The sequence below is a fragment of the Collinsella sp. An7 genome, from assembly GCF_002159335.1.
GTDB lineage: Bacteria > Actinomycetota > Coriobacteriia > Coriobacteriales > Coriobacteriaceae > Coprousia.
Window position 1 is genome coordinate 15,914 of the sequence record NZ_NFHP01000011.1, and the last position, 12,169, is coordinate 28,082.

7 protein-coding genes are annotated in these 12,169 nt (G+C 68.6%); 1 reads left to right on the plus strand and 6 read right to left on the minus strand.

Going from position 1 to position 12,169, the window contains the following annotated elements; all coding sequences use genetic code 11:
- Positions 1-122 precede the first annotated feature (122 nt).
- Positions 123-743 (plus strand): flavodoxin family protein, encoded by a 621-nt coding sequence (locus tag B5G20_RS09630; protein ID WP_087356696.1) that lies wholly within the window; start codon positions 123-125, stop codon positions 741-743.
- Between the two features lie 270 nt (positions 744-1,013).
- Here the strand turns inward: B5G20_RS09630 and pknB are convergent, their stop codons facing one another.
- The 6 genes from pknB to B5G20_RS09660 form a co-directional block, all read right to left on the minus strand.
- Positions 1,014-3,011: a Stk1 family PASTA domain-containing Ser/Thr kinase gene (pknB, locus tag B5G20_RS09635; protein ID WP_087356697.1), complete on the minus strand. Its 1,998-nt coding sequence runs from the start codon at positions 3,009-3,011 to the stop codon at positions 1,014-1,016.
- Between the two features lie 255 nt (positions 3,012-3,266).
- On the minus strand, positions 3,267-6,191 hold the full coding sequence (locus B5G20_RS09640; RefSeq protein ID WP_087356698.1) for an FtsW/RodA/SpoVE family cell cycle protein: 2,925 nt from the start codon (positions 6,189-6,191) through the stop codon (positions 3,267-3,269).
- Positions 6,188-8,176, minus strand: coding sequence for a Stp1/IreP family PP2C-type Ser/Thr phosphatase (locus tag B5G20_RS09645; RefSeq protein ID WP_087356699.1), 1,989 nt, complete (start codon positions 8,174-8,176; stop codon positions 6,188-6,190). The genes B5G20_RS09640 and B5G20_RS09645 overlap by 4 nt, the downstream gene beginning before the upstream one ends.
- The gene (locus B5G20_RS09650; protein WP_087356700.1) at positions 8,173-8,586 is read right to left on the minus strand and encodes an FHA domain-containing protein; all 414 of its coding nucleotides are present in this window, start codon (positions 8,584-8,586) and stop codon (positions 8,173-8,175) included. The genes B5G20_RS09645 and B5G20_RS09650 overlap by 4 nt, the downstream gene beginning before the upstream one ends.
- Positions 8,587-8,589: 3 nt before the next feature.
- The gene (locus tag B5G20_RS09655; protein ID WP_087356701.1) at positions 8,590-9,702 is read right to left on the minus strand and encodes a DUF3662 and FHA domain-containing protein; all 1,113 of its coding nucleotides are present in this window, start codon (positions 9,700-9,702) and stop codon (positions 8,590-8,592) included.
- Positions 9,699-11,738, minus strand: coding sequence for a serine/threonine-protein kinase (locus B5G20_RS09660; protein WP_087356702.1), 2,040 nt, complete (start codon positions 11,736-11,738; stop codon positions 9,699-9,701). Before B5G20_RS09660 ends, B5G20_RS09655 begins: the two co-directional genes overlap by 4 nt.
- Between the last annotated feature and the right edge of the window lie 431 nt (positions 11,739-12,169).

A 12,169-nucleotide genomic window follows, 5' to 3' on the forward strand; every position in this document is an offset into this window, starting at 1 on the left:
TGCGCACGGCGGGTGGTGCACACGGTGCATCCCACGCAGCATGCCGCGAGACGTCCGCACAAGCGTTTCGCGGGGTATAAACGTGGGCGAATCTGATGGCTCGATTCTGGGAGGGGAAGCGCATGAAGGCACTGCTCATCAACGGAAGTCCGCACAAGACGGGTGTTACCAATTTGGCGCTCGAGACGGTGGCCGAGGGCCTTGCGGAAGGCGGGTGCGAGAGTGAGGTCTTCTGGCTCGGTGCCAAGCCCATCAGCGGCTGCTTGGCCTGCGGCCGCTGCCGTGAGATCGGGCGCTGCGTGATAAACGACGTGGTGAACGAGCTCATCCCAAAGGCGCAGGAGGCGGATGGCATCGTTATCGGGTCACCCGTGCACTATGCTGCCGCATCCGGCCAGGTGACGAGCGCCATGCATCGCCTGTTCTACACCGGGGCGGTTGACTGGTCGGGCAAGGTGGGCGCCGCGGTGGTCAACTGCCGGCGCGGCGGCGAGACCACGGCGTATGAGCAGCTCAACAAGTATTTCTCTATCTCGGGCATGCCTATCGTCTCGTCGTACTACTGGAACGAGCTCTATGGCAACAAACCCGAGGAGGCCGCGCAGGACGAGGAGGGCTTGGCCGTGCTGCGCCAACTCGGGCTCAACGTGGCCTGGCTTATCCAGTGCATCCAGGATGGGGCAGCGGCGGGACATGTCTACCCCGGCCGCGTGCATCGCGCTCAGATGAACTTCATCCGGTAGGGGGTGTCGGACCCGCGGCGCCGTCGCCGATTGTCAACTCAAGTCGAAAAACTGTGTATGAAGTACTGCATGTGCAGTAGACCCTGAGAGGCTGTTGAAAAAAACACAGGTAAAGAGCTTGGAGGATGCGTGTCTACTCGATAAATCGCCATCCATACACAGTTTTCCGGCTCGAGTTGACATACACTCCCCCAAGACACCTGCTACAGCAAAACGGGCTCCCTTCCCGCAGGGAAGGGAGCCCGTTCTCGTAGCGCACAACCAGTGGGGTTATTCGCTCTGGGTGCTCGGCGTCTGTGCGTCGTCTGCGTCGGAGCCGCCGGTATCGCCGCCCGCACTCGCGCCCGGGCCGCTCGAGACCACGATCGTCACCGTGGTCCCCAGCTCCTGTGTGCCGCTCGGCGAGTAGCTGATAACCTGGCCCTCGGGCACCGAGGAGCTCGTCTGCGTCTGCACGCTCACCTGGAAGCCGGCGTTCTGGAGCGCGCTCTTGGCGCTCGACTGCGACGAGCCGGTCACGTTGGGCACCGTGGCCGTCTTTACGGGCTCCGGCCCGAGCGAGATCACAAGCTGGATGGTGGTGCCGGGGGCAACCTGGCCGCCGGGGCTGTAGCTGATGACGTTGCCCTCGCCCATGGAGTCGTCGTAGGTGGAGGTGCTGGAGTAGGAGAGGCCCTCATCGGCGAGCATCTTCTGAGCGGTGGCCTCGTCGTAGCCGCGCACGTCGGGCACGGTCACGGTGCTGGGGCCGGTCGAGACCTTGTAGGATACGGTGCTCCCCACCTCGACCTTGCTGCCGGCCTGCTGGGTCTGCTCAAAGACGGTGCCCTCGTCGGCGTCGTTGGCCTCCTCGGAGGCGTTGCCCAGAAGGCCCGCCTCATCGAGCAGCTGCTGGGCCTCCTCGGCCGTCTTGCCCACGAGGTTGGGCACCTCAACCTCCTCAACGGGCTCCTCGCCGCGCGAGACGGTGAGGTCGATCGCCGTGCCCTCGGGCTCCGACATGCCGCCGGAGGGCGTCTGGCCCATGACCTCGTTCTCGGCGTACTCGTCGCTGTAGCCGGGGGTGATCTCGCCCACGGTAAAGCCGGCGGCCTCGATCTCGGCCTGGGCCTCGTCGAGCGTCATGCCGAGCACGCTCGGCACCGTGGTGGAGCTGCCTCCGCCCAGGAACGTCATGGCAAGCGCCACCACCGCGCCGATGACCACGATCGCCGCGATCGCGCCGGCCACGATCTTGCCCTTGCCGCTCTTCTGCTCGGGCTCGTAGGAGCCGGTCCCGCCGCTTGCGCCGCCGCGGACCGTGGTTGCACCGGCACCGCGCGCCGCGTCGACCGCCGGGCGCACCATGGCCTGGGTCTGGTCGCCCATCACGCGGGTCTCGGTCGTACCCGCACCGCCGGCGACGCCCGCCGCCCCGGCGATCACGCGCGTGGGCTCGGGCACGTCGACCTGGCGGCCCGCCAGGTAGTTGTTGAGCACTTGGCGCAGCTCGTCGGCCGACTGGAAGCGCGCCGTCGGATCCTTCTCCATGCACTTGAGGATGATCCGCTCGAGGTCGGGGTCGACCCCGGGGTTGATCTGCGAGGGCGGCACGGGCAGCTCGTTGACCTGCTTGAGCGCCACCGAGATGGCGTCGTCGCCGTCAAAGGGCACGCGTCCCGTGGCGCACTCGTACATCACCACGCCGAGCGAGTAGAGGTCAGAGGTGGGGCCGAGCTCCTGGCCGCGGGTCTGCTCCGGCGAGACGTAATGCGCCGTGCCGAGCACGTTGTTGTCCTGGGTGAGGTGGCTGTTCTTGGCGCGCGCGATGCCAAAGTCCATCACCTTGATGTTGCCGTCGGGCAGCACCATGATGTTCTGCGGCTTGATGTCGCGGTGGATGATCTCGTGCTTGTGTGCCACAGAGAGGGCGGCGCAGATTTGGCTGCCGATCTGGGCGACCTTCTTGGGGTCGAGGGCGCCGTGCGCGCGGATGCCGCTCTTGAGGTCGGTGCCGCGGAGGAACTCCATGACGATGTAGTAGGTGTCGCCGTCTTTGCCCCAGTCGTAGACCCCCACGATGTAGGGGCTCTGGAGACCGGCCGCCGCCTGCGCCTCCTGCTTAAAGCGTGCGGCAAAGGTGGCGTCGGCCGCGTACTGCGGCAGCATGATCTTAACGGCGACGGTGCGGTCGAGCACCTGATCCTGGGCGCGGTAGACGGTCGCCATGCCGCCCGTGCCCACCTTATCCTTGAGGAGGTACCTTCCCCCGAGGACCTGCTGTTCCATTACCTGCTCCTCACCAATGCTCGTGTACTTGCTCGTTTCCGGGCTCGTGCGGGGCGCCGCCCGCCCAGTCCGTGGTGTTCCTATCTCGTTGCGCCGGGCACACCGGCGCCCGCAGCTGCGTCTGCCGCCGGGGCCGGAGTCACGCTTGCGTCCGCACCCGCGCGTGCGGTGTCCCCGCGCGCCTGGGCCCTGCGCCGCCCGCGGCTAAGCCCGGTCCGGCAAGCCCTGCGGCTCCTGTGCGCTCTGCCGCCCATGCTACGCCACCCCAAGGATGCTCAGCGTCTGGGCGAGCACGTCGCCCGCAACGCTTGCCGCCGTGATCTCGTGGTCGTAGTAGTTCTCGATGACGATCGAGATCGCCACCTGGGGGCTATCGTAGGGGGCAAAGCCGATAAAGGTCGAGTTGGCGTTCTCCTTGGAGACCTCGCCCGTGCCCGTCTTGCCGGCCACCTCTACGCCGCGCACGCGCGCCTCGTAGCCGGTGCCCGACTCAACCACTCCGAGCATGGCCTCGCGGACCTGCTCGGCGGTGCCGGCGCTAATGGCCTGGCCAAGGGAGCGCGGCTGCGTGGTGCTGATGACCGTTCCCTCGGGCGAGAGAATCTGCCCCACCACGTAGGGGTTCATGGCGATGCCACCGTTGGCAATGGCCGCGGCGATGACGGCGTTCTGCATGCAGGTGACCTGCGGTCCGGGCTCGTGGCCCTGACCAACGGGCTGGCCGGCGCCCGCCCAGGCGAGCTCCCACTCCGTCATCTCGGAGGGGTTGGGCATAATGGACGGGGTGGTGGAGAAGTCCTGCCCGAGCGACTGCCCAAAGCCGTAGGCGTTGGCCTGCGCCACGAGGGCGTCGGCGCCGATATCAGTTGCGAGCTGGCCAAACGCCACGTTGGACGATACAGCGAAGGCCCGCTTGAGGGTGATGGTGCCGTAGCCGACGTCCTCGGCGTTGGTAACGGGCGCGCCGCCGATCTCCATCTCGGCGGGGGCGGCGTAGCGGCTGTCGAGCGTGGCGGTGCCCGTCTCGAGCGCTGCCGAGAGCGTCACGGCCTTAAAGGTCGAGCCGGGGGTGTAGAGCGCCTGTGTGGCGCGGTCGTAGAGCGAGGACGACCCCGACGTATCGGCAAGCGCGGAGGCCGGGTTGGTATTGTCGTAGGTGGGGTTGCTCGCCTTGGCGAGGACGGCGCCCGTGCTGGGGTTGAGCACCACGATCGCGCCGGAGAGGCCGCGGCTCTCGAGCGCGTTCTCGGCCACCGTCTGGATGCGCGAGTCGATGGTGAGCTGCACCGAGTTGCCCGGCTGGGCGATACCTGCGAGCGACTGGATGGCGTTGTCCCAGCTCGAGTAGTCCTCGGAGCCGGTGAGGGTGTCGTTCATGGTGTTCTCGATGCCGGTGGTGCCGTACTGCTGCGAGTAGTAGCCCACCGTGTGCGCCGCGAGGTTGCCGTTGGGGTAGGACCGCACGTAGGTGCCGTCATCCTGGCGGATGGACTCGGCGAGCGTCACGCCGTCGGCGGTGATGATGCTGCCGCGCTGGATGTACTTGGAGCGCGTGATAGTGTGGTTGTTGCCCGGCATGTTCTGGTACTCGTCGGCCTTGATGACCTGGATGTAGGTGAGGTTGCCGATGAGCACGGCAAAGAGCGCCGTGAAGAAGATCACCGCGCTCGTGAGGCGTTTGGCGAGGGCCACGCGCCCGAGCACGCCCGACTCCGGGGTCTCAAAGAGCCGCCGGCGCATGCGCGAGCCGGGGCGCGCATGCGAGCCGCCGGGGGTGCCGGCACCCGTGCCCGCCGCGGAGCGCGAGAAGATGCGCGTGCCGGCCTTGGAGACGCCCGTCACGCCGGGGGCCGCCTGCGCCCGCACGCCCTCGAGGGCGGGGAGCGCCTCCATAACGCCCGTGCCCGTGAGCTCGGTGGAGCGGCCGGTGGCCTCGTCGCCCGCGCGGAGCAGCAGGGCCACTACGATAAAGCTCGCCAGAAGCGATGAGCCGCCCTGGCTCATAAAAGGCAGGGTCACGCCGGTGAGCGGGATGAGCCGCGTCACGCCGCCCACGATGAGGAACGCCTGGAACGAGATGGCCGCGGTAAGGCCCGTGGCGGTAAAGGCGGCAAGGTCGCTCTTGGCGCGCGCCGCCGTGGTGAGGGCGCGCACGGCAAAGAGCATAAAGAGCAGAAGCACCGCCGAGCTGCCGAGGAGACCCATCTCCTCGCCGATGGTGGCAAAGATAAAGTCGCTCTCCACAACGGGGATGCTCGCCGAGAGTCCGCGCCCGATGCCCGTGCCCACCAGGCCGCCGTCGGCCAGCGAGTAGAGCGACTGCACGAGCTGGTAGCCGGTGTCCTGCGCGTCGCTAAACGGATCGAGCCAAATGGCCACGCGGGTGCGTACGTGCCCCATGATCTGGTACATGCCAAGCGCGCCCATGGCAAAGAGCGCAATGCCGATGATGACGTAGGAGATGCGCCCCGTGGCCACGTAGAGCATGATGAGAAAGATCGTGTAGAACAGGAGCGCCGAGCCCAGGTCGCGCTCAAAGGCCACGATGACGAGGCTCACGCCCCAGACCACAAAGAGCGGGGCCAAAAGACGCAGGCGCGGCACCTTGAAGCCGAGGATGGTCCGGTTTGAGATAGAGAGCAGCTCGCGGTTCTCGGCCAGGTAGCCGGCGAGGAAGAGCACGATAAAGACCTTGGCAAACTCGCCCGGCTGGATGGTAAAGAGCTCAAAGAAGTTGATCCATAGCTTGGAGCCGCCCTTCGCGGTGCCGATAAAGATCGGCAGGATGAGCAGGATGATGCCCACGGCGCCAAAGGTGTACTTGTAGCGCGCCACCACGTCGAGGTTACGCACCACGGCGAGCGTGCCCACCATGAGCGCGATGGAGATAAAGAGGTAGACGAGCTGGTTCATGGCAAGGTCGGGGGCAAGGCGCGTCACAAAGGTGATGCCGATGCCCGAGAGCACAAAGACGATGGGCAAGATCGCCGGGTCGGCCCCGGGGGCAAGGATGCGCACGGCGATGTGCGCCGCGGCAAAGGCGGCAAAGAGCCCGAGTGGCACAGCGAGGGTGGTAAACGAGAGGGCGGCGCCCGTGGTGGTGACGTAGAGCGCATAGAGGAGCGTCACGGGGAAGGCCGCGGCGATGAGCAGCAGAAGCTCGGTGGTACGACGGCTCATGCGGTGCCTCCTTCCTGGGTGCTCTGGGTGGGTGCGACGGTGTTGGCGAGGGTGTCTGCGGCCGCGTTGTCGGCGCTGCCGGCGTCTGCGGTGCCGGAGGTCGCGCTGCCGGCGCTCGCGTCTCCTGCGGCCCCGGCACTGTTCTCGGTGCCCGCGCCGCCCTCGGTCTGGGCCTGGGTGGCCTCGGCCGTCTGGGCACGCTGGGCCTGGTCGGCAAAGATCTGGCGGCGGTACTCGTTGAGCACGCTGCGCGCGTCTTCGATCGAGGGCTGCGCGATGCCCTCCTCGAGCCGGCGCTGGGTGTCCTCGGGCAGGTCGGAGACCTCAATCTCGGTCTCGTCCTCGAGCCAGTGCAGGCTGATGCCCATAAAGCTCTCGGGAATGCCCGTGTAGATGGCCACGCAGTCGTCCTTAACGCCCAGGTAGGTGCTCCCGGTGATAGAGACGAACATCGCGATAAGGGCGATAGCGAGCGCGGCGACGAGCCCGGCAACGGCAATGAGCACGTTGCGCTTGCGGCGACGCAGCGCCTCGCGCAGACGCCCGTCGTCCACCACGTCCACCACCACGACGGTCACGTTGTCCGAGCCGCCGGCGGCGAGCGCTGCGTCCACCAGGTTGTCGACGGCCATCTGGGCGGTGGCCGACTGGTTGGCGATGGTCTCGATCTCGGCGTCGGGGATCATGCTCGAAAGTCCGTCCGAGCAGAGGATGAGGCGGTCGCCCTCCTCGATGTTGAGCTGGAAGTGGTCGGCGTACATGGTGGGGTCTGAGCCGAGCGCACGCGTGATGACCGAGCGGTTGGGGTGCACGCGGGCCTCGTCGGCCGTGATCTCGCCGGCGTCGACGAGCTCCTCCACATAGGAGTGGTCGCGCGTGACGCGGATGAGCGTGTGGTCGTGCACGAGGTAGGCGCGCGAGTCGCCCACGTGCGCGATGGCAAGCTGAGTGCCCTCGATGTAGGCTGCCGTGGCGGTGCAGCCCATGCCGGGACGCCCCACGCCGTTGGCAGCCGCCTCCATGATGGCGGTGTTTGCCGTCTCCACGGCCCGTGCGAGCTGGGCGGGGTCGGCTGTGGTGGGGGCGTGCTTGGCGATGGTCTCCACCGCGATGGAGGAGGCCACTTCGCCGGCCGCGTGCCCGCCCATGCCGTCGGAGACGCAGAAGAGCGGCGACTGCACGAGGTAGGAGTCCTCGTTGTGGGTGCGCACGCAGCCCACGTCGGAGCGGGCACCCCACATGAGGGTCGTGGTGGTGCCGGCGTCGTAGGTGGAGTCGGTGTCGACGCGCTCCGCGGGGATGGCCTCAAAGCTCTGGGTGGAGCCCGGGTCGGTGAGGCGGGCCTCGACCTCGGTCACGTCGATCTCGGCCGTGGTGCTGGGTTCGGCGCCACCGGCAGCTGCGGCGGCGAGGGCCGCGTCCACGGCCTCGCGCTCGAGGTCGGCGGTATCGGCAGGGGAGGCGTCCTCGGCGTTGTCTGCCACGGGGGCGCCGGGTGCGTCGGCGGAGGCATGGCCGGCCGGCGCCTCGGGGGCGGCGTGGTTGCCCACGGCGTGGGGCGCCTGGTCGGCGGGCGCCGAAGGTGTCGGAGCCGCAGGGGCGGCAGCCGGAGCGGGCGCAGCGTAGTCGCCCTGGCCTGGTGCCTCGCCGGCGAGCGGGGCGGCAAAGAGCGCGTCCTCGCCGTCGGCCGCGAGCGCGGGGTCGGTGAGCGGGGTCTCGCCAAAGCCGGGCGCGGCATGGTGCGGGGTGGGTGCTGCATGCGCCCCGATGGGCGCGTCGGCGGCGCGCTGTAGGGTGGCGTCTGCTGTGGGCGCGGCGTGCGCACCCGATACGCCCTCGGCGAGCACCTCGGCGGCCTCGGCCCAAACGGGTAGCGCGCCCTCGTCAAAACGGGGAGCACCGCCGAGGTCGTCGGCGGTGCCGCTTAAGGGCGCACCCTCTGGTGCGTAGGCGGAGCTGGTGCTCTGTCGATCGTCGGCCGTCATCGGCGGTTCACTTTCATAACTACGTCACCGATCTGCACCTCGTCGCCCTCGCGGAGGGTGGCGGGCTCGGTGAGGGCGCGCCCGTTGACGAGCGTGCCGTTGAGCGAGTTGAGGTCCTCGATCACAAGCGCGGGCCCCTGGAGCGAGAAGCGCGCGTGCGAGGCCGAGACAAAGGGCTCGTTAATGCAGATATCCGATGAGGGCGAGCGGCCCACGATCACGGGGCCGAGCATGTCGACGTGGATACCGCGGATGCCACGGGGGCCCTTGTCGACGTCGATCGTCCAGATGGCGGAGTCGCGCCGCTGGCCACGTACGAGCCCCACGCCGGTCTTCATAACGGCAAACAAGAAGATGTAGAGCACCGCAACAAGAACGATGCGCCCGATAAAGAGAATGACGTCGATCATGGGCTACCCCCGGAACTCAAAGGTGGAGAGGCCGAAGGTCACCAGGTCGCCGTCGCGCAGCGGGCAGCGCGTGATGCGGCGGTTGTTGACGAGCGTGCCGTTGGTGGAGTTGAGGTCTTCGATAGACCAGTCTTGCCCGGTAAAGGTGAGCTGGGCGTGGCGGCGCGAGACGTTGGGATCGCGCAGCGTTACGTCGGTGGCGGCGCGTTCGCGGCCGATGACGCACTGCTGGCCCGAGACCTCGTAGACGTCGCCCGTCACCACGTCGACGAGCTGCGCAAGCGGGGGTAGGCCCACCTGCGCGCGCGAGCCCACCATGTTGTTGGCGATGCTCTGCGCGCCCGTGATGGCGCCGCCCGTGGCCGCCGCGCCGCCCATGCCGTCGATCTGGGCGCGGGTGACGGTCTGCGGAACGGGGATGGGGGCCGCCGGGTCGGCGAGCGAGACGAAGGGGTCGCGGCCCGAGGCGGCGCCGGCTGCGGCGGCACCTGCCACGGCGCCAGCGGCGGCACCCATGGCGCCTGCGGCGGCGTAGCCCGCCGGGTCGGCCGGGGTGGAGACATCGGGCACGCGCGTGCCGGCGAGCGACGCGGCAGCACGGCGCGGCTGGGGCTGCGGCGCGGGTGCCTCGCGGCGGCGCGGCTGCGAGGTCTGCTGGCGCTGCTGGGGCGCGGGCGTCTGCGGCGCAGCCGGTCCCGTGAGGCTCTGCGAGAGACCCTGCTGGTAGGCGCGCTCCTCCTCGTACAGGCGGCCCAGGGTGGGGCTGTCCACGTTCTCGGCAAAGACCGAGAAGCGCCCGCCGCGCAGCGACGGGTCGATCATAAAGCGCACGAGGGGCTCGCCTACAAAGACGTAGTTCTTCTTCTCGGCCTGGGCCTTGACAAACTCAGCCACCTCGCGGGTGAGCTGCGGGTAGTAGGGGGCCATGAGGGGGTCATCGTCGTTGGCGATGAGGATGGTGTAGAGCGCGGGCGCGGTGTTGACGCCGTTGATGACGAGCGTCTGCTCCTCCATCTCGCGCGCCGCCTGCTTGGCGAGCTTTTTGAAGGAGAACGGGGCGCGGGTGGCGCCGAAGATGCCCGCCACGTGGTCCTCGAAGATGTTCAGGAAGTTCACGGACGATCACCCTCCGCCGATTCTTTTCGCAAGCCCATGAGGTACGTACAGATGAACCAGATTATAGAGGAAACCACCCCTACACCCAAAGCCGCAGCAAACGGCAGGGCCTGCGAGCTGGTATTTTCCACAGGGTTTGCAAGGCAGAGCTGCAAAACGACCATAATTCCGGCGGCTCCCGCAACTACTGCTTCAAAGGATCTGCCTCGACCGTCCTGCACGCGGCGCCAGAGCATGCCGGCAAGGATGGACGTTACGGCGGCGCATGCGGCGGCTACGGCCGCACCGGCGAGGAGGTGTACGTCGGCAAGGGCGGCGGCTGCGTCTGCTACGGGCAAGCTCCCCCCGCCCGCGATGGCCGCGCCGAGGAGCCGGGCCACGAGCGTGCCGAGGCCCACCGTGGCCGCGGCGGCGCTCGGGGAGGCGAGGTAGCCGGCAACAACGGCGAGCGGTCCGGCAAAGAGGACGGCGTTCCCCGTGAGGGCGCCTGCCGCCAGGAGCGCGCAGAAGACGGCCGAGCTGCCTATGCTTGCGCGTCCCCAGACATACCACCAGCTGGCGATAAGCGCCACGAGCCCCACGGCAACGGGGAGTACGGGGAGGAGGTCGGTTGCCTGGACGAGCGCCACCACGAGCCCCGCGCCCACGAGGGCGGAACCCAGCTGCGGGGCAACGCCGGCCGCCGCGCCCGTGGCCAGCGCCACGATGAGCTGTGCGATGGGGTTTGCGACTCCGAGCATATCGAGCAGCCGGGCGGAGCAGGCGGCGGTGGAGAGGCCGGCGAGCACGCCCGTCACGATGGCACGGGCATGCGGGGTGCGGCTGCCGAGCCAGCCCTCGGCCGGGTCGAGCTCAACGGGGCGTCGGCCGCGCTCTGCCTCGGCGGCGGCGCGGGCCTCAACGTCCTCAGCGTCGTCCGAGGTGAGCTCGGCGATCACGCGGGCGAGGCTCCGGCGACCGGCGCGCGGGTCGCCAAGCCCCTCAAGAAAGCGGTCGCCAAAGTCGTCGATGCTCGCCGGGCGGTCCTCCGGGGCCGATGAGAGAGCGTCCAAGAGGGCAAGGTCGGCAAGCTCGGGCAGGTCGGGCAGGAGGGTGACCGGGTCCGCCGGGCCCTTGCGCACCGCCTCGATGGAGGCGGCGGGCGTTGAGGTGCGGAAGGGGTTCTGGGCGCAGAGCGACTCGTAGAGCACGGCGGCGAGGGCAAAGGTGTCGGCCCGCTCGTCCACCGGGGCGCCCACGATCTGCTCGGGCGGCATATATCCCACGGTGCCGCCGCGCGCCCCGCCAAAGCCGGCGGCCTCGGAGAGTGTGGCCATGCCAAAGTCGGTGAGCTTGACGTTGCCGTTGCGGTCTATGAGCACGTTGGCGGGCTTGACGTCGAGATGGAGGACGCCGTTCTCGTGCGCAAAGGAGAGCGCCTGCACGAGGGCGTCGGCCACCGCGGCGGCCTCGTCGTAGGTGAGGGAGTGGCCGTCGACCTGCTCAAGAAACTCGGCGAGCGACATGCCGTCGACGTATTCCATAACGAGGTAGGCGTAGGCCGCGTCAAAGGTGAAGTCGATGACCGAAACGATGTGCCCGTGCTGCAGAAGGCTTGCCGTGCGGGCCTCGGCGAGCGCGGCGGCGACAGTCTCCACCTGGAGGGGCGCTGGGGTACTGGGGTCGCCGGCTGCGGTGGGCCCGGGCGCGTTGTCGGCAAGCTGCGCGGCGTGTGCGTCGACCTCGCCCAGGCGGACGACGCGCGTCTTGTTGAGGCCCGCGTGCACGCCGAGGGCGCCCTGGGTGTCTTGGTTGGCGGCGCCGCCTGCGAGCGGCATGCGCTTGATGGCCACGCGGCGCTGGAGACGCGCGTCGAGGCAGATCTCCACCGCGCCAAAGGTGCCCTGACCTGCGGTGCGCAGCGGGCGGTAGCGCCTGAGGAGGGCGCGCGCGGCGGCACCGGCCGGCGGGACGTTGGCAAGAACGTCGGCCGGGTCGGCGGCTGCGGCGCGACGGAGGCTGTCGCCGCGCGGAGTATGTGCAGAAAAGAGCGGCATGGCCCTCCTTGGTGCGTTTAGGGTGCGAACGGGCGGTGCGCGTTTGGTTATGTGGCCCGGCGGGCCGGGTGGCCGGGTTGGGCGGGGCGGACCAGCTGAATGTGCCACAGGTTGCGGCCATGATACCACGCTCCTCCGGGAGCCCGACGCGCCTCGGGGCGAGGTGGTCGAGGTTGCCGGCGCGGCCGGTGAGGCGAGCGGGCATCCGCCCGGTATCGCCGCACATTGTCAAACTGAGCCTCCGATTGGCCCTCTTATGTGACAATCTGCGCCTGAGCCTGAGGCGCGGCTCCGTTGGGACTGCGGAAAAAAAGGCTCTTCGGTGGTTTCTGTGGGAGAGATTCCGGCATAGGCCCAGCTCAGCGGGCGAAAACAACGATCTGGAACTGAAACGGCCCCGGGAGGGGCCGTTTCCGCGTCATCCGCCTATG